Source organism: Nitrospira sp. (assembly GCA_024760545.1).
In the GTDB taxonomy this organism is placed as follows: Bacteria; Nitrospirota; Nitrospiria; order Nitrospirales; family Nitrospiraceae; genus Nitrospira_D.
In genome coordinates this window covers 2,013,257-2,031,464 of the sequence record CP060501.1, presented here as the reverse complement: position 1 = coordinate 2,031,464, position 18,208 = coordinate 2,013,257, and the positions used below count along the sequence as shown (strand labels likewise).

The window sequence follows — 18,208 nt, the reverse complement described above, 5'->3', positions numbered from 1 at the left end:
TCCACCTGATTGACCAGGGAAGGTGCTGAACTGAACTCCAGCGACCCGCTTCTGTTCCTTAAAGATGAATTCCGCCGCCACCTGGAGTGTTTCTATACCCAGCTCAAATTGGCTCCGCCCTATGAGAGCGTGGAAAAAGCCATTCGAACCTTGACGACCGCCGTCCACGCGTTGCCCAAGGACGAACAGTTTCGGATTGTAGCCGATCCCGCTCTGCAATGGCAGCAGTTCCGGCATGCCTTCGAGACCTCCGGTCTCGTCAAAAAACATCGAGGTATCATCGCCGGCCTTGCCCGCAACCGATCTATCTTGGACTTGCCGGCCGAATACGATCATTTTCTAGATTTGTTTCTCAGCTAGATGAGTGTTCAAGACCTGCAATCGCGTCGCGCAACTCGTCGTGGACTTTCATGAGACGGCTGTCTTCCAGGCGAAAAGAAAACGTGACCGTGATGAATCCGAAGAGCACGACCATGCCTGCAAGACCGACGATGCCGATCCCCAGAAACGTCCCACCCAACGACGTAAATCCATCCTCCATGGTGTACTGAATCACGAAGGTGAGAGATCCCAGTAAGACGACCGCAAACCATAAAAGTGTGATGAGCGCCGATGACCATGGAATGCGCTTTACGCAGAACGTTCCCAGAGCTTGATCTTGGGGAGAAAGATGGATCAGTCCCTTCACCGGCCAGGCGGTACGGAAATTCTTCGAGAAGAATCGGTACTGAGGGCGGATCGCAATCTGGGATAATTCCGGGTAAAACCGGGCGACTCCGTGCGGAAGCATCAACAGGCCGTCAGGCGTGAAGCGATCGTGCACGGTCGCGAGCACCATTCCGGGCCATTGATCTTGATGCTTCGCGACACGGCAGCCATACCGGATGGCGTCAGGGGTCAGCCGAATAAAATACAACCAATCGCCGACGATCAACCCGATACACAAGGCGCTTGCAAAGAGGCCGGCCAGGATCATGGCTGTAGCTATCACATAGGAACGACGCACGAATCAAGGCAGCAGAGGCCATGAATCACTCATTTTTTCCAAGTAGGTCCTAGGATTATACCTACTTCACAGTTCCTCCAAGAATCTGTTGACTCATGAAGATGAGTTGGCTACAGTACGGCGGGCTGCGTTCCGGCGGGCCTTGCATCATGGGTTTCCCGCCATAATTTTAAATTTCATCCCGCGTCGGCATAGCTGTCTGCCACTCTGCAGCTGGGGTACGCAGAGAGTGGGTCGTTTGAGGTTTGGAGGAGGGTATGGATCTCCATAAAATTGAACGTGTTTATACTTCCTACGCGGGGTTTTACGATCAAGTTTTCGGCAAAGTCTTCCAGGAAGGGCGAGAATCAGCCATTCGCAACCTCGATGTGCAACCGAATGAGCAGATCCTCGAAGTGGGCGTGGGAACCGGTCTGGCTCTTCCGATGTATCCTCGACATTGCCGCATTGTGGGAATCGATCTCTCAGAGGGCATGCTCGCAAAAGCGAAGGAAAAGGCAGAAGCCCACCGCCTTGATCACATCCAGCTTCATCGGATGGATGCAGGAGCGATGGAGTTCGCCGATGACAGCTTCGATACCGTTGTCGCGGCCTATGTCGTGACGGCGGTTCCCGACTATCGCAAGGTGGTCAATGAGATGATTCGGGTCTGCCGACCAGGGGGCCGCATCATCATGTTGAACCACTTCAGCAACGGTAACAAGGTGATCGCAGCCGTAGAAAAGGTGCTCTCTCCTTTGACCAAGCATCTAGGCTGGCGGACGGATTTGTCGCTCAATACCGTGTTAGAGGGGACATCGTTGCATATTGCTCGGAAGCAGAGTGTGAACCCGCTGCGGCTGTGGGCTTTGGTCGAATGTGTCAATGGAAAGGGTAAACAGACGAACGGAAACGGCACGTCTCACAATGTTTCAGGCTATGTGAACGGCAGCGGCACAAACGGCTTTTCCAATGGGAACGGTAACGGGCGTTATTCCCCGGAACACGCGCACTGAACCACCCTTCAGCTTCCATCTTCTCACCCATTACGTCGTGAATAGTGTTCTCGAATCAGCCAGGTTTCCCATTCGCGGCCCGGTATGATCGTCGTACCGACGAGACAATCGCCCGGAAAATGTTGAGTGATGTGATCGGCAAGGACTTCAAGAATACGGCTCATCTGTCGGTCCTGCATACCAAATACTCGTAGCATCAGACCGAAACCTTGCCCTTCCAGAGGACCATAGGCCATGACATGAACCATGTTGTCCCCATTGACCGCAGAATCGCCTGCCGGAATCAGATCACCCTCCCACTGCACCGCCGGATGGACGGCACCTGTCCGCTTCGTTTCGCGCCACACGCAAGGCAAATCGGCCTGATCCAGCTCGTGTAACAGCCACTGGACCGTCGGACCTTCGGCAGTCCGGCCTTGGAAGGTCCATCGAGCAAGTTCTGCAGCCTGCTGGGCCGTCACGAAAGGCGTAGCGACTTCCTCCAGATGCGCCTCATCGCACACGACATACAGTTCCCCCTGCGGATCAAACCAGAAACGCAGCTTCCCGGCGCTGAGTTCCGTCTGGATAATGCTGAGCGATGAGCAGTCGGCCCCATCCTGCTCGAAGACCGAAAAATCCGTCACGCCGGTCATGGTGAGCTTGGCCACTCGAATCAACCCGCGCACCTCGTACCGGATGGTGACCGAGATGGTGGTACCGGCCGGCACCTCACGTCCGGATCCTTCGTCGAAGAGGCGGCGCTTGGATATCTGTATATCGGTCACATAGCCGGAGCGGAAACCGCCCGTATGGCCGATCAGCCAGCGTAGATCCTCAGCGTCCTTGATGGAGTGTTTCACGATACGCCGATTGTAGCGCAGGCCTGGACGCACTGCCAGCGGTGCGAGAGTATTCGACTCGGAGGATTGGTTGAAGCGTCTGAGGTAGAAGGGGAGAAAGGAGCATTGGCGAAGTCGCTCGTCACATTCCGGCGAGGTACTTGTTGTACACCGCCAAATCCCGGGGAGAGAAGCAACAGAACATCACTTCTCGGACGTTGGGAAATTCGAGCAGAATGGTACGAACCGACTCAATCGCCACCTGGGCGGCAAGGTCGATCGGATAGCCGTAGATGCCTGTGCTGATACTTGGAAAGGCTATGGTCTCAAGGCCATGTGCGGCCGCGATCTCGAGAGAGCGGCGATAGCAGGAGGCGAGCAGTGTCGGCTCGCCCTTGTTCCCGCCGTGCCAGACCGGTCCGACCGTATGAATGACATAGCGGGCAGGCAGACCATAGCCCTTGGTCAGTTTCGCGTCACCGGCTTGGCACTCGCCGAGCAGTCGGCATTCCTGCGCCAATTCCGGTCCCGCTGCGCGATGGATAGCCCCGCACACCCCACCGCCGGGAAGCAGAGACTCGTTCGCCGCATTGACGATCGCATCAACGCGAAGTGTCGTGATGTCGTTGCAGATGGCAAGAAGGCCAGTGGGCACAATAGTTCTCACCTGAGGTCATACTGATGCGCGAGGGATCACGGGTTTCCCTCCAAGGCCACAGCGCTTACGAATGATTGACCGCGACGATCACGCCGGAAGGAGCCATATTACGAATCTCAACGAAGGCCGTGCCGTCGGTACGTCGCTTGATTGGAAGCTGTGATCCAACCGGATGAGCTATTCCCACGGACGTTCCACTTCCCGCTTCCATGCTGTTCGCAACAACAGTGAGAGCCGAACCGTCCGGGTTGAGATCCGCATCTACCACCACATCGCCGCCTCGAACTTGCGTCCCATGGGCATTCATCACGCACAGGGCTTCTTCATCACTGAGAATTCTCGACCATGCGACGAGTTCACCCGGCCCTCGAAAGAGAAATGGTCCATTGAATAGCGAGATCGGCCGCGAATACTGCCGACCCACCCGTAAAACCGGAAATTGCGTTCGAACTGCCGTGAGCGCTGCAATCCGGCGATAGGTGTGAAAATGAGAGTCGAAGCAGTGTGCGCCTGCCGTTCCAAATGGACCGAAGCCCGGAAGGCTCTGGTCGAGACCATTGGTCGCTGACAAGCCTGCACGTCCAGGGGCTCGAGGATGCTCGGGGCCGAACATGGTCTCGCGCAGATATCGGTCGGCATAATCGCCGCCCTTCCAACCGGGAAGAAATCGGCGTTCCGACTCTTCCGGTCCGGCAAAGGATTGTTCTGTTCCATAGTACACGCATGGAATACCCAGCGTGAACAACTGCAGTGCCACACCGGCGACCACTTGCTCTTCCGACGCCGCTTCGCTGGAGAAGCGGATCTTTTGACCAAAGACATGGTCGTGGTCATCCAAGATCGAGACATGCCGTTGGCCGATATTCCGATGTGACCCCATCTCTGCGTTGCCGGCGTCGAAGCCGTCGAAGTATGCTTGAGGAGAGGCCAGCCCTTTGGCGACATCGTGAAGCGTCATCCGCATCTCGCCGATATCCAACGCGGCATCAAGATTTCGTCCGAGTACATCCAGGTAACGATCCTGCGCAAAGTCGCCTCCGGCCACTTCACCGACCAGCAGGAAATTGGCCTTTCCAAGATTGGCGGCAAACTCCTTGATCGCGCCACAGAAATTCCGTCCTTCTTCGAACGACACATGCTTCAAGGTATCGATTCGAAAACCATCGCAGTCGGTGAGGGCGATCCAGTAGCGATAACACGCAGCCAGGTGATCGAGAACCCCGCGTGCGCTGAGCCCGAAGTCGCGCAAGGTAAAAAAATCTGTTCGCTTATGTTCCGCGTTGGGGTCATCCAGACTGCCGGCCCCAAGATTTCCCATGCCCGCTCTGGTGTAGCAATCGATGGCCTGTAATTCGGTCGGCCAAACACCGGTTTCAAGGTCTGTGATGGTGCCGCCGATCTCCTCACCCGTTCGTCCCAACCATGAACCAAAGGCGTAGCGATCCGGAAACGGTTTGTATGGAGGCTCTTGAACTCCTCCCGGATAGACCCAATTGAACCCGGAATGGTTGAAAATAATGTCCAGGATGATGCGGATGCCGCGCGAGTGAGCGGCTTCGACCAGCGCGACCAGATCGTTCCTGGTTCCGAATCGAGGATCTACATCTAAGAAATGCTGAATCCCATAGCCATGAAACGTGTCGAGGTGTCCACGCTGTTTAAACACGGGACTCAACCATAGCGTGGTAACACCCAAGTCATGCAGATAGCCGAGCTTGGATACTACACCGCTGAGCGTTCCTCCCTGCCATCGATGCGCGCCTGATTCGGCCCAACGATCCCACCGCCAAGATTGCCCATCATGCCTCTGAGGCCGAAACGACGAACGCCGGCTCCGATCGAGCAGCGGTCTGGATGCCTCACGCCCATCGCTGAATCGATCGACGAGGAGAAAATAGAGGATCTCGTCGCGCCAATCGCCCGGTGATGCATGAAAGTGCTGGCGCCGAGGAAACATGACATCACTGAGGTTTTGAGGTATTGGCCGGCTGAGGATTGTTTGAGCCCCGGGGGGTGGCATACGTTCCTGATCCGTTCTGCCGGGAGATTCTTCCCTTGCCGCTTTCGTAGGGACAGTGTATGTATCCATCGAGGGAAAGTCCAGGTCGTACCTCTCGTTCGTTTCTGCCAAGTCGGACGAAGATGCCGAAAGCTGTCTGCCTCCAACATGTTCCCTTCGAAGGGCCGGGAGCGTTCGCGAAGGCCCTAGCCAAGCGCGGTGTGAGCCTTGAATATTCTCTTGTCCCGAAGGATGGCGTCCCCAAAGATGCGGGGGACTTGCTCATCGTCATGGGCGGTCCGATGTCGGTGAATGATCCGGATATGTGGATCCATGAAGAAACCGACTTCATCAGAGCTGCGCTTCACGCTGGCAAGCCGGTGATCGGGGTGTGCTTGGGAAGCCAGTTCATGGCCAAGGCGCTTGGCTCCTCCATCCGATCTGGCAAGGCCTTGGAAATCGGCATGACACCTGTTCGCCTGACTGATGAGGGGAAACAGGATCCCGTGTTTGGGACAGTCCCCGAGGCCTTCGACGTCTTCGAATGGCACGGTGAGATCTTTGACCTTCCGAAGGGCTGCGTGCCGTTGGTGGGATCTGAAATTGCGCCACTGCAGGCATTTCGTTATGGGGACCGTGCATATGGCCTTCTGTTCCATTTGGAGATGGAAGAAGGCGGGATCGATTCGCTATGCCGTGAATGTGCCCCGGATTTGATGAAAGCTCGTCTTACGGCTCCTCAAGTGAAAGCAACGGCACTTCCTCACCTTTCCCCATCGCATGTTGTGGCGGACCGGCTTGTTGCCTACCTGCTGAATTCCGCACGTTGATTGCCGACGCTGCGCTGAAGTAACCTAGCAACTTGATTAAACTGACTTAGAGCGGCCGCCAGACTTCCGGTTCAACCCCGATCGTCGTCCGGTGGCTGATACGCATGAAAGGAGTGAGACCATAATGGCCGGTTTCCCGATTGAAGTCGCGACGCGCATCAAGACCTTACCGCCGTACCTCTTTGCCGCCATCGACAAGATGAAACAAGAGGCCATCGCCCGTGGAGTCGATATCATCAATCTCGGTATCGGTGATCCTGACTTGCCGACGCCGGCCCCAATTATCGACAGCTTGGCCGCCGCAGCCAAGAACCCCAAACACCACCAATACCCTTCCTATGAAGGCATGTTGTCCTTCAGGAAAGCCGTGGCTGGTTGGTACAAGCGGCGCTTCAATGTGACGCTCGATCCTGCCAACGAAGTTCTGACTTTGATCGGCTCGAAGGAAGGGATCGGCCACATTCATCTGGCCTTTGTCGATCCCGGCGATGTTGTGCTGGTTCCAAGTCCAGGCTATCCGGTGTATCCCGTCGGCACCGGTTTCTCGGGGGGCGTGTCTCACTTCATGCCGCTGACGAAAGCGAACGGGTTCCTGCCGGATCTGAATGCCATTCCCAAGGACGTGGCCATGAAAGCCAAGCTGATGTGGCTCAATTCGCCGAACAATCCCACCTCGGTGATTATGACCAAGGACTACTTCAAGCGCGTCGTGGATTTCGCCCAGGAACACCAGGTCATCGTGTGTCATGATGCGGCCTATTCAGAGATTTACTACGACGGACGTCGGCCGACGAGCTTCATGGAGGTTGACGGCGCCAAGGATGTGGGAGTCGAGTTCCATTCACTTTCCAAGACGTACAACATGACTGGATGGCGCATCGGCTTTGCTGTCGGCAACAAAGATGTCTTGGGTGGCCTGGGTAAGGTGAAGAGCAACCTGGATTCCGGCTGCTTTGAGGCGGTTCAAGAAGCCGGTATTACGGCTCTGGGCCTGGACGATTCTGTGACCGACAGCTTGAGAAAAACCTACCAAGATCGTCGAGACACGTTGATCCCCGGCCTCAAGAACTTGGGGTTAGAAGTGAATCCGCCGCCGGCTGCGTTCTATGTGTGGGTGACGGTTCCGAAGGGCTATACGTCGACCTCGTTTACTGCGAATCTTTTGGAAAAGGCCGGGATCGTGACGACGCCCGGCAATGGGTTCGGAGCGCCTGGAGAAGGGTATATCCGCATGACGCTCTGCACGTCCAAAGAACGGTTGGCAGAAGCAGTCGAACGGATCAAGAAAACAGGTTTTTGATCTCGTCGTTCGCGAAGCGCCGTTCGAGTTCTGACGATTCCCGAACACGCTTCACGAGATACGTCCATGAAAGAGACCGTCTTCATCGGATTCGGGTCAAATGCCGGCGATCGAGTCGATTTTTGCGATCGGGCCGTGACGTTGCTGAGTCTCCTGCCGCACTCACAGCTCAGTGGCGTCTCACTGCTCTATGAGACGGAACCGGTTCGTGACGGGACCGATCCGGGCGAGGAGTGGTTTCTCAATGGGGTGGTGCAGCTTGAAACCGACATTACCCCGCAGAGTCTCCTCACGACGCTCCAGGAGATCGAGCGTGCCCTCGGACGGGATGATGACCGTCGATCCGGCCCCCGCACGATGGATCTGGACATTCTCTTCTATGGTCAACGTGTGATCAATGAACCGGGTTTGACGATCCCGCATCCCCGTCTCCATCAACGACGCTTTGTCCTCATGCCTCTGAATGAGCTCGATCCGCTTTGGGTCCATCCAACGCTCAAACAATCGGCGGCTCAGTTACTGGCCGAGACCAAAGATCAGTCGCAAGCGTCTCTGCTTTTTCCCCAGCCTTCAACGAGATACGGTTCACGTCCTGCCTGTAGTTCACCACCCGACACATGAAGATCATTCGTTCCCCCACTGCCATGGCAGCCTGGAGTGAGCGATTCAGGCGTGAAGGAGTGAAGATCGGGTTGGTGCCGACCATGGGGGCGTTGCACGAAGGCCATCGGGCGCTGATTCGAGCAGCACGATTGCGATGCGATGCCCTCGTGGTCAGTATCTTCGTGAACCCCACGCAATTCGGTCCGCAGGAAGATTTCACCAAGTATCCGCGTCCCATCACGCGCGATCGTGCGTTATGCAAACGGGAAGGTGTCGATGTCTGTTTTGAACCCTCTGCCACTGCCATGTATCCGGCGGGATTTCAAACCTCGGTGATGCTCCCAGCTATCGCTCGCCGGTGGGAAGGGGAGGTGCGCCCGCATCATTTTTCCGGAGTGGCGACGGTTGTGACGAAACTCCTCGGAATCGTCCGTCCTCAGCTCGCACTCTTTGGGCAGAAGGATTTTCAGCAATCGGCGCTGGTTCAGCAGCTGGTGAAAGACCTGAATCTCGGTGCTCAGATTGTCGTGCATCCGACAGTGCGTGAGAAAGATGGACTGGCGATGAGCTCGCGCAATGTCTATCTTTCTCCAGACGAACGAGTTCGCGCCCCCACGTTGTATAAAAGTCTTCGTGCGGGAGCCCAGGCCATCCGGAAGGGCGTCATTGATGGAGAAGCTGTGCGGTCAGCGATGGATCAGATTATCAAAGACGAACCAATGTTGACGATCGACTATCTGGCGGTCTGCGATCCCGCAACCCTCGAACCGCTTTCGACAGTCACGCAGAAGGCGGTGTTGCTTGGAGCTGTGCGTCTCGGCTCCGTGCGCCTTATTGATAATCTGCTGGTGGCCGCACCACGAAGGCCTTCCTCGCGTCTCGAGAGATCTTCACGAGAACAGGTGTAGGTTGGCGCTTTGTCCAACCAGCAAACTCAGGATGACCTGGCTGAGGCGGTTCTTGTCGTCTCCCACCATTTCGAGGAAGCGGATGCCCATCGACTCCTGGCGCGAAGAACACACCATGGCCGTCTCGATCTTAATAGGCTCTTCGTTGGAAGCGGGCTTGATGACCAACTCAACAAACGTCCCCTGAGGCAACGTTGTCGTTGTTTCAAGCGTGCAGCCTCCCATGGAGATGTCTGTCACACGGTTGTCCATCCGCACGGCGGACTCTGAGAGAAGGTTGGCACGGAACGACACGGCCAATCGTTTGTATTGCCGGCGATCCGTGACCGACTTTTGATCGGCTGCATGGCTCCGAAAGACTCGGAAGCGCGTGGTACAGAGTTGACACCGGAATGGGAATATCCCGAAGCGGTTCAATATCCGCTCCATGGTTCCTTCGTCATAAATCACACGGACGAAGGGGGTTCCACAACTTGGGCAGCGTGGGTCTCTCATGAATTTCGAGGAGAACCGGCGGCGTCATGAGCAGATATCTGTCTCGCCAGCAGGCGCTCCCGTTGAGTCTCCACAATCGATTCGATGTCGGCTGGCGAGTAGGTGGGAGGTTTCACCCATTTTCCATCAGCCCGCTTGTAACCGCCAACTTTGCTGAGGTTCGATCGATGCACCTCCTGGAACACCGGTTCCATATCGATTCCATAGGAAACCGCGGTTCCATAGGTGACATAAAGGAGGTCCGCCATTTCTTTCGCCACGGCGGCGAGATTTCCGGTGGCCATCGCTTCTTTCAACTCATCGAACTCTTCCTGAATAAGACGGACACGAAGTTGTTTGGTGTCTTCATTCAGATCGGTCGGGATCGTCCGTACCAAAATCTCGAACTTGCTATGAAATGCTTCAACCATGGCCTGTTGGTCAGTCATGCTTGCTCCTTCATTCAATATCAAACAGCAAGCTCTTGCGTGGAACGACCGCCGTCGGCTCAAGGACCGGGATGTCCTTCTCTGACGACACTCCCAATTCTTTGAATCGCCGCGCAGCCGGGAGAATCCGTGTCTCAAGGGAACCGACGGCGCGGTTATACGCCGACACGCTCTTGCCGAGGGCTTGTCCTACATCGTTCATATGTTCCGTCAGCACCGCCATGCGCTCGTACAATTCTTTGCCCAGCCGGCCGGCTTCCTCCGCATGGGCGTTCAGTTGTTCTTGCCGCCATCCATACGCGACCGCACGAAGCAAGGCGATCAGCGTCGCGGGCGTGGCCAACACAATACCGCGCGCAAACCCCTCTTCAATCAGGCGAGGGTCCTGATCCAATGCGGCTCCGAGGAACTGTTCACCAGGCAGGAACAACACGACAAATTCCGGCGCATGCTCGAACTGCGTCCAATAGGCTTTTAGCGACAGTTCGTCCATACGGCTCTTGACCTGAGCGGCATGGCGGCGCAAGGCTTCGGCCTGTTGGGTCTCGTTCTGCGCTTCATGGGCATCGAGGTAGGCCGACAGGACGGTTTTGGCGTCCACGATGATCTGTCGCCCTCCCGGCAGCCGAACGACCATATCCGGCCGGAAACGGCCGTCATCGCCGCTCACGGAGTGTTGCTCGACGAAATCGCAGTGCTCAACCATCCCAGCGAGCTCGGCCACTCGTTTCAACGTCAGTTCGCCCCATTGGCCCCGTATAGTCGGAGCCCGCAAGGCCTTGACGAGGTTCCCGGTCTCCTGCTGCAACCGTTGCTGTGATTCCGCGAGTAATTTCAGATGGAGATCCAATCCGCCGTAGGCCGACTGGCGCGATTGTTCGAGCAGACGCAGCTGCTCGTCATAGCGTTGAAGCGATTCTTGGAGCGGCCGAACCAAGGCGTCGATCGCTTGTTGTCGCTGCGCTAGGTCTCCGTCGGCTCTGACGTGAAGGGTTTCAAACGAAACGGCGGCAAGCTTCAAGAACGCTTCGTTGTTCTGTTTCAAGGCTTCGCCGGAGAGGGCCTGAAATGATTCCACAAGTTCCTGACGTGTACGGTCGATCAGGGATTTTTGCTCCGTGAGTTGTCGTGCCGCTTCTTCCAGGCGAGTTTCGGCCGTGACCCGGGCATGCTGAGCCTCGGACAGTGTTTCATGGACGGAAGCGGTAGCAGTCCGTTCCACGTCCAGCTGCGTTCGCAATTCATCGACGGTTGCTTCCGCTCTTTGGGACTGGGCGCGTAAGCGGCCGGTAACCCAGAGTCCTACCAGCAGGCCGCCCAACAGTAGTCCCGCCCCAAAGCTGGTAAAAAGAGGGATCATTTCAGTCATCGGATGATACCCCTGAAAACAGGAAACCCAATGAACTGAACTCCTGCATATAGTGTCAAAAGACGAGAATTGGCGGCAGACTACGCAAGGAATTGAAAAAGGTCAAGGAGCAGAAGGCCCCAATCAATTGGATCTAGTCGCTCCAACATCTGGCGATGGCAGGATGCAAATGGTTCCTGAGTCGGCATCGACCATGACGCATTGGCCATCCGAAAGATACCCCATCGCACCCTCGACATTCGCTATGGTTGGCAACCCATATTCGCGAGCGATGATGGCTCCGTGAGACAGGGTGCCGCCCATTTCCGCGATCAACCCTCCCGCAATGCCAAAGAGCGGCGCCATGCCCGGATCGATCACCGGAACCACCAGAACCTCGCCAGGCATCACTTTGCCCCAATCCGTCGGCGAGCGGATGATCCGAACCAGACCTGTTACGGATCCTGTGCTGATCGGCATGCCCGACATCATTCCGGAGCCGTCAAGCTGACCGGATGTGACACTTGATTCGTTCACGGATGCCCAGTCATGGATGGTGTCAGGGACCCCGACCGTTGCGTTATGCTCCCGTTCAGCTCTCCGTGCGCGGATCACGCTGTTCCAGTCTCTCGTGCTGCCGGTCAGAAGGTCAGTCCGATCGTTGATGGTCAAAAAAAAGATGTCGTCACGCTGGTCGAGCTGTCCGCGCGCCACCAAAAGTTCCCCGAGACGCAGCAAGAGGGTGCGGATCGCCATTGAGTAATACATCAGATGGTGTCGATTGGCTTCACGTAGCGCGAAAAAACGACACAGTCTGCGATAACACCACAAGAAGACGGCCCATCGATCGAGGCGCCAGCCGAGTCGGTGTTTGATTTGAGCCAGCGCAGCGGCTCTCGTCTTCTCCTGACGCGAGAGAATGGTTTCCCGTGAAGGACAGCCGGAGATCAGCTGGACACGCAGAATAGCGAGAATTGATTCCGGGTTATCGGCGAGACGGGGGGACATGACGTCCGATTCGCCGACTCCCCGATGGCCATAGTTCTCCAAATACGAGTCGAAAACATGCAGAAACTTGGTGTCGGCGAGAGCCGATCGAAATTTCGAAGGTTCCCATGATTCCGATGTGAGAAATGCTCCGGTTAGCGGCTCCTCTCGGGCGATGTCCACGAGCTCAGCGAGGCGCACGATCTGCTGCGCGCTGATCACAGTCCCTTGTCCTTGGAGAGCGGCGTTCAACAAGCCTCGCCAGTCCGGGCCGAGCCAGCGAGGCAGGAGTTGGCTGAAAATCTGTAAGCACTGCCCAACCCCTCCCGCGATGCCGAATGTCACTTCACGGCCCTCAAGCCAAGGACCGAGCTTGTCGAGTTGAGGGACGAGTTCCTCCATGGAAAGATGTAGAATACGATCATAACGATACGTTGCGGCCAGCGCTTTCATTTCTTCGAACAATCGCGGGCCTGACCGTTCGACTCGCTGCATCTCCGCCCACATCATGAATCCTGCCCGAACAAAGGCCAGCCCTTTGAGCGGCTGCACCTGTGGCAAGGTTTGCAGCGGTTCACCGCCCATCTGTTCGGTGTTCAGTGAAGGGTCTCCACGAAGCTGCGCCACCAAAATATGGAAGAGCGTAACATTCAAGTACGGGCGCCCGTTCAGCACACGGACGGACGTGAGTCCATGAGGGACGCGGCATCCGAGTCTTCGATAATGAGCGACGATATACGCGTCCATGAATCGCTCAAGAAACGAGAGGCTCAACGGACTCGGCAGTTCAGGCAGTGTCTCTTTGAAGTTGGTGCGCGACCATTCGCAGTCATCATTGGTGAGATCGGATGAGGGCCGGACGGTGGTAATTGGTCGGGCTTGGAGGAGCCATAATTGACGGGCATCGAATGCCCATTCGAGGTCCATTGGGTGTCCGAACACCTTTTCTATTTGCTTGGCTGCCTGTGCGAGGGAAAACAGTTGAGCTTCTGCCAGCGACGATCGCGTTTGGCTGGCGTCGTCGAGAGGTTCGGTGCGCAATCCATCACTCGAAATCAACAACCGCTCAGACTTACGAGCTAGGATGCGTCGGCGAATCCGAACCGGTTGCCCTTCGTCGGTCATCTCTACCACATACTGGTCCGGCGCGGCTGTGCCGTCGACCAGCGGCGCCGCGAGCCCGGGAACAGCGTTAATCGTCACCTGATTGGTTCGTCCTGTCACGGGGTGAATGGAATAGGCCACGCCGCCCGTCTGTGCCTCGATCATTGGTTGAATGACCACGGCCATTCTTGGAGCGGTTTGGTGGTTCTGCCGAGCCATGTAACTCACCACGCGTTCTTCCCAAACCGAGGCCCAAAGGTCCTTGAGCGCGGCATCAATTTCTGAAGGAGCGACGCCGAGGTGAGTGCGATAGAGTCCGGCGAAACTGGTCTGTCCCGAGTCCTCATTCGTGGCCGACGACCGGACGGCCCAGCGTGCATTCGATGGCCGGCCAAGAGCCTGGATGGCTGTCAGCCATGGAGCGCCAAGGTGGGACGTCTCTGCCTGTTTGATACGGTTTCGGCAGCCGGCCAACGCCGATGATTGTTCATGTTCCGACAAGGCGCAGACCTTCTGCCACTCTTCTGTATCTATGAAGCCTGACGCGCGGAGGCTCTGTGCGTATGCCTCCGTCGTGATGCAAAATCCTTGAGGGACTGAAAAGCCGGTCGCGATGAGCTGACGGAGCCCAACGGCCTTTCCACCTGTGAGATCGAGATCGTTACACTCGGACAGCGGAAGGATGAAGGGACGTGTCATGGGGTGCGATAGTAACTAGAGAAGAAGGAGGAGGTAAAGGTCATTGACGTTCGTCCCAGTGGGACCGGTATGGATATGACAGCGGAGGGTTTTCAAGGCAGGATAGGTATCATGTCGTTTCAATGCCGAACGGAGATTCACACCGACTCGCATGGCCGATAAAACCGTTTCTCCGTTGACGATCCCGCCGGCCGCATCGGTCGGCCCGTCGGTTCCATCGGTGCCTAATGCCACGACCCATGTGTGTGGAAGGCCAGCGACCTCCAGTGCGGCAGCCGTGGCGAATTCCTGGGCTCTCCCGCCCCTCCCGCTGCCCGTGACCGTCACTGTGGTCTCACCTCCGGCTACCACGCAGCATGGCCGCCGCAAGAGGCCTTTCCCCGCAGCAATTGTGCTGACCAGGTCAGTCAACTGCTTCACGGCCGTCCGTGCTTCACCTGTGATCGCGGCAGGAAGCAGCTTAGCGGTGAGACCAGCCCTTCTTGCGGTGCTTATGACGGCTTCGAGCATCATCCGGTTATTGCCGATGAAGTGATGATGCACGGAGCGCAAGCGTCGTGAACCAGGCTTCATGGTCTCAGCGACGGTCCCCTTCTTTCCTTGCTGCAAGTGGTGCCGGACGGCTGTTGGTACGGCATGCCACATTTTATACCGTTGCAAGACGCCTATGGCCTCGGCAAATGTGGACGGATCAGCTACGGTGGGGCCGGAACCGATCGAACCGAGATCATCCCCAATGACGTCAGAAAGGATGAGCGTGACAATCCTCGCCCGGGTGGAAGCGGCCAGCCCACCCCCTTTGGTCCGTGAAAGATGCTTTCTGACGACATTGATCTCGTTGATCGTTGCACCGCTCCGCAGCAGCAATCGCGTGGTGCGTTGCTTATCGTTAAGAGTGACGCCAGGAACGGGGGCCGGGAGCAGGCTTGATGCCCCTCCCGACAGCAGAACGAACAGGAGATCACGAGGCGTAAGATCATGGATCAGGCCCAGGAGCCGCTTCGTGGCATGAAGACCCGCCTGATCGGGAATCGGATGGCCGGCCTCAAGAACCGCGATCCGCTTTGTTGGGAGTTTGTGACCTGTCTTGACGACAACCAGCCCATCATCCACTCTTGCTCCAAGAGCCTGTTCCAATGCCTGGGCCATCCTGGCCGAAGCCTTGCCGGCGCCAACTGCGATCACTCGGTTCACGCGTGAGAGGTCATAGGTCCGACGCCCGACTCGCAGTACGTGTCCATCAACTGAGACGCTGTTGAGCAAGGTGTGGTAAGGATCGGCCGCCTTAAGCCCAGCCGCCATCAACTTCTGAAGGAGTGGTCGGGCAGGAGAGGGAGGAAGGCAAAGCCGCATGGGTGTGAATGCTATGGAGTCTTTTCCTGTTTGAAGCACCGACTGGGACAGGTCTGCCGGGGCACTCGGATTTGATAGGTGCCGTGAGGGAGCACATCTTTCTTGAATTCCGGGTTCAACATCTTGAGCTCGAGAAGATAGGTGCCGAATTCCTCGGCGATCGAGGTTAATGCACGCTGAGATTCTTTCACGTTTACCGTGATAGTTTCTGTCTCGAGCGGCATGTACAGGTCCTTCTTGGTCAGTCCCAGGTATTTCTCAGGCTGAGAGTAGATTTCTTTTGCGGCAATGATACGAGGCACATAGCGCATGGTCTCGCGCGGGCCGTGCATCTTCCAATAGTCGGAAATTTTTTGCTCCTTGAGCAGTTTGCGGACGCGTTCCTCGCCGGCATTGTAGGAGGCCATCGCCAAGAACCAGTCGTTATCCTGGAACTCTTTGAGATACTTCAGATATTTGACAGCCGCCTCAGTCGACATTTCGAGATTCCGACGTTCGTCCCGAACCGCGTCGCTCTTGAGCCGATATCGGCGACCTGTAGAGGGGATGAACTGCCAGGGGCCGGAGGCTTTGGCTTTCGAGTAAGCGGCTGAGATGCATTTGCTTTCGACCAACAACATATACTTGAGATCATCCGGCAGACCGGTTTCTGCCAGCTGTTTTTCTGCGGGAGGGAAGCAACGTCCGGTACGTTTGGCGAGAATGATGCTTTCACCTTGATCTTCCAAAAATTGGTAGAACTCGTATTCGATCCGCTCTCTCACTTGCCAGTTGTCCAAAGGAACCGGCACTCCCGCAAATGTGATCTTGTCGGGTAGTTTGAATGAGCTCAAAAAGAACCGCTCTCCCTCTCGTTTGATTTCAGGCAAAATGACCAGCCGGTCTTCTGGTTCGGGCTGCAGATCCAGTAAGTCGGGGACGAGAAGATCTTTCTCAGTCTCGGATTTCTGTCCGTTATTGTCGGTTGTATCGGACGCAGCCGGTGCTGATACGTGCATCAACAGTAGAGAGAACGCGATTCCAATTGCACAAAACCAGGTTCGCATACCACGGGTGATCATGCACCAGACTCCTTTTTTGCAAAGTCGGCTGCAGCCCTCAAGAAACGCGAGGTTATGCTAACAGCTCGCAGAATTACCGGCAAGCAGAATAGGGATCTTGTTCGTGTTACACTGCGCCCCATATGCGAACCTTGGCCGTCTTGAACGAGGCTATCAGCGACTGTACGGCCTGTCCTCGGTTAGTCACGTATCGACAGATGATCGCACAACAGAAACGGAAGCAGTACCGTGACTGGGCCTATTGGGGCCGGCCGGTTCCCGGCTTCGGTGATCCCAAAGCGCGGCTCTATGTGCTAGGGCTCGCTCCTGCGGCACATGGGGGGAATCGGACGGGGCGAGTCTTCACCGGGGATCGGAGTGGAGATTGGCTGTATGACGCGCTGTACCGGTATGGATTTGCCAACCAACCTTCTTCGACGCACCGAGACGACGGCTTATCGTTGACGGATTGCTACATCGGAGCGACAGTACGTTGCGCACCGCCGGAGAATAAGCCTGGGCCGGACGAGTTTGAACGCTGCAGCCGATTCCTGGGATTGGAAATTCGTCTTCTGAAGAACCACCGCGTAGTGATTGCTCTGGGAAAGATTGCCTTCGATCATTACCTTAAGACCTGCCGGACGCAGGAGCGCACCATCCCGGTGCCGGCCCCCAAGTTCGGACATGGTGTCACGTACCAGCTTCCCTGGGGCGTCACACTGCTCGGTTCCTATCACCCCAGCCAGCAGAATACGTTTACGGGAAAATTAACTCGCCCCATGTTCCACGCGGTATTCCGAAAGGCCAGGAAAGCAATAGAGTGTGCGTGAGGTTACGTTCCGACCTCACGGAGTGGAAACTCGTCCTTCCCCACCGATGCTCAATGCCGATTTCCAGGAGTCCTACTGCTGGCCTTTGGCCTTCCAGTCATCGAGGAACTTTTTCAAGCCTGCATCGGTCAGTGGGTGTTTGAAGAGCGCCTGAAATATGTTGTAGGGCATCGTGCAAATGTGACCGCCGGCCAACGCCGCTTCGACCACGTGTTGCGGATGGCGGACACTCGCGACCAACACAAGGGTCTTGTAGTCATAGTTCTTATAGATCGCCAGAATCTGTCGAATGAGTTCCATCCCGTTTGAGCTGATATCATCGAGCCGTCCTATAAACGGAGACACACACCAGGCACCGGCTTTGGCTGCCAGTAGCGCCTGTGTGGGTGAAAAACAGAGTGTCACGTTTACTCGAATTCCCTCAGCTGCCAGCCGCTTCGTGGCTTTCAGTCCTTCCGGAATCAGCGGACACTTGACCACGATATTCTTATGGATCTTGGCAAGCTCCTTGCCCTCCTTCACCATGGCATCCGCTTCCACGCTCACGACTTCGGCACTGATCGGCCCATCCACGATTTTGCATACCTCTTCTAGCATTTCCCTGAAACTGCGCCCTTCCTTGACGACCAGGGAAGGATTCGTCGTTACGCCGTCGAGCAAGCCGAGGCTCGCGGCTTCATGGATTTCCTTGACGTTGGCTGTATCGAGATAGATTTTCATGGCGTCGTCCCTTTCCTAGAGAGGAGATATCGGTTTATGTCATTATCCGTCATTCTATGAAGAACGCAACTTTGCTGCAACATG

18 protein-coding genes are annotated in these 18,208 nt (G+C 56.3%); 7 read left to right on the top strand and 11 right to left on the bottom strand.

The features are described from left to right. Positions 1 to 9: 9 nt before the first annotated feature. Entirely contained in the window at positions 10 to 360 is a 351-nt protein-coding gene (locus tag H8K03_09640) for a hypothetical protein (GenBank protein ID UVT22123.1), read from the top strand. Here H8K03_09640 and H8K03_09635 read toward each other — a convergent pair. Continuing rightward, a complete protein-coding gene (locus H8K03_09635) occupies positions 353 to 976 on the bottom strand; it encodes a hypothetical protein (GenBank protein ID UVT22122.1) in 624 nt (207 codons plus the stop codon). The genes H8K03_09640 and H8K03_09635 overlap by 8 nt on opposite strands. 287 nt (positions 977 to 1,263) lie before the next feature. Between H8K03_09635 and H8K03_09630 the strand changes: the two genes are divergently transcribed. Continuing rightward, a complete protein-coding gene (locus tag H8K03_09630; protein UVT22121.1) occupies positions 1,264 to 2,001 on the top strand; it encodes a methyltransferase domain-containing protein in 738 nt (245 codons plus the stop codon). Between the two features lie 23 nt (positions 2,002 to 2,024). On the opposite strand, the gene H8K03_09625 is transcribed toward H8K03_09630, so the two are convergent. From H8K03_09625 to H8K03_09615, 3 genes are all read right to left on the bottom strand, one after another. Beyond that, positions 2,025 to 2,843, bottom strand: coding sequence for a hypothetical protein (locus H8K03_09625; protein ID UVT22120.1), 819 nt, complete (start codon positions 2,841 to 2,843; stop codon positions 2,025 to 2,027). 121 nt (positions 2,844 to 2,964) lie between these two features. Continuing rightward, entirely contained in the window at positions 2,965 to 3,477 is a 513-nt protein-coding gene (locus H8K03_09620) for an O-acetyl-ADP-ribose deacetylase (protein ID UVT22119.1), read from the bottom strand. Positions 3,478 to 3,544: 67 nt separating this feature from the next. Then, a complete protein-coding gene (locus tag H8K03_09615) occupies positions 3,545 to 5,500 on the bottom strand; it encodes an alpha-amylase (GenBank protein ID UVT22435.1) in 1,956 nt (651 codons plus the stop codon). Positions 5,501 to 5,622: 122 nt separating this feature from the next. On the opposite strand from H8K03_09615, the gene H8K03_09610 reads away from it, so the two are divergent. The 4 genes from H8K03_09610 to H8K03_09595 all read left to right on the top strand — a co-directional run bounded on the left by H8K03_09610 (position 5,623) and on the right by H8K03_09595 (position 9,120). Further along, positions 5,623 to 6,309, top strand: a complete 687-nt coding sequence (locus tag H8K03_09610) for a type 1 glutamine amidotransferase (GenBank protein UVT22118.1) — start codon at positions 5,623 to 5,625, stop codon at positions 6,307 to 6,309. Positions 6,310 to 6,433: 124 nt separating this feature from the next. Then, positions 6,434 to 7,609, top strand: coding sequence for an LL-diaminopimelate aminotransferase (locus tag H8K03_09605; GenBank protein UVT22117.1), 1,176 nt, complete (start codon positions 6,434 to 6,436; stop codon positions 7,607 to 7,609). Between the two features lie 66 nt (positions 7,610 to 7,675). Next, the gene (gene folK / locus H8K03_09600) at positions 7,676 to 8,230 is read left to right on the top strand and encodes a 2-amino-4-hydroxy-6-hydroxymethyldihydropteridine diphosphokinase (GenBank protein ID UVT22116.1); all 555 of its coding nucleotides are present in this window, start codon (positions 7,676 to 7,678) and stop codon (positions 8,228 to 8,230) included. Beyond that, positions 8,227 to 9,120 carry a pantoate--beta-alanine ligase gene (locus H8K03_09595; protein ID UVT22115.1) on the top strand — a complete coding sequence of 298 codons (894 nt, stop codon included), beginning with the start codon at positions 8,227 to 8,229 and terminating at the stop codon, positions 9,118 to 9,120. The genes folK and H8K03_09595 overlap by 4 nt, the downstream gene beginning before the upstream one ends. Here the strand turns inward: H8K03_09595 and H8K03_09590 are convergent. The 6 genes from H8K03_09590 to H8K03_09565 form a co-directional block, all read right to left on the bottom strand. Continuing rightward, a complete protein-coding gene (locus H8K03_09590; protein UVT22114.1) occupies positions 9,103 to 9,549 on the bottom strand; it encodes a PilZ domain-containing protein in 447 nt (148 codons plus the stop codon). The genes H8K03_09595 and H8K03_09590 overlap by 18 nt on opposite strands. A gap of 62 nt (positions 9,550 to 9,611) precedes the next feature. Beyond that, the gene (locus H8K03_09585) at positions 9,612 to 10,043 is read right to left on the bottom strand and encodes a hypothetical protein (GenBank protein ID UVT22113.1); all 432 of its coding nucleotides are present in this window, start codon (positions 10,041 to 10,043) and stop codon (positions 9,612 to 9,614) included. 10 nt (positions 10,044 to 10,053) lie between these two features. Beyond that, positions 10,054 to 11,412: a DNA recombination protein RmuC gene (gene rmuC / locus H8K03_09580; protein UVT22112.1), complete on the bottom strand. Its 1,359-nt coding sequence runs from the start codon at positions 11,410 to 11,412 to the stop codon at positions 10,054 to 10,056. A gap of 123 nt (positions 11,413 to 11,535) precedes the next feature. Beyond that, positions 11,536 to 14,181 carry a hypothetical protein gene (locus H8K03_09575; protein ID UVT22111.1) on the bottom strand — a complete coding sequence of 882 codons (2,646 nt, stop codon included), beginning with the start codon at positions 14,179 to 14,181 and terminating at the stop codon, positions 11,536 to 11,538. A gap of 15 nt (positions 14,182 to 14,196) precedes the next feature. Beyond that, entirely contained in the window at positions 14,197 to 15,534 is a 1,338-nt protein-coding gene (locus H8K03_09570; GenBank protein ID UVT22110.1) for a glycerate kinase, read from the bottom strand. A gap of 11 nt (positions 15,535 to 15,545) precedes the next feature. Then, positions 15,546 to 16,595: a lytic transglycosylase domain-containing protein gene (locus H8K03_09565; GenBank protein ID UVT22109.1), complete on the bottom strand. Its 1,050-nt coding sequence runs from the start codon at positions 16,593 to 16,595 to the stop codon at positions 15,546 to 15,548. Positions 16,596 to 16,717: 122 nt separating this feature from the next. Here H8K03_09565 and H8K03_09560 point away from each other — a divergent pair, with 122 nt between their 5' ends. Then, on the top strand, positions 16,718 to 17,404 hold the full coding sequence (locus tag H8K03_09560; GenBank protein UVT22108.1) for a uracil-DNA glycosylase: 687 nt from the start codon (positions 16,718 to 16,720) through the stop codon (positions 17,402 to 17,404). Positions 17,405 to 17,476: 72 nt separating this feature from the next. Here the strand turns inward: H8K03_09560 and fsa are convergent, their stop codons facing one another. Beyond that, the gene (gene fsa, locus H8K03_09555) at positions 17,477 to 18,124 is read right to left on the bottom strand and encodes a fructose-6-phosphate aldolase (GenBank protein UVT22107.1); all 648 of its coding nucleotides are present in this window, start codon (positions 18,122 to 18,124) and stop codon (positions 17,477 to 17,479) included. Positions 18,125 to 18,208: the final 84 nt, after the last annotated feature.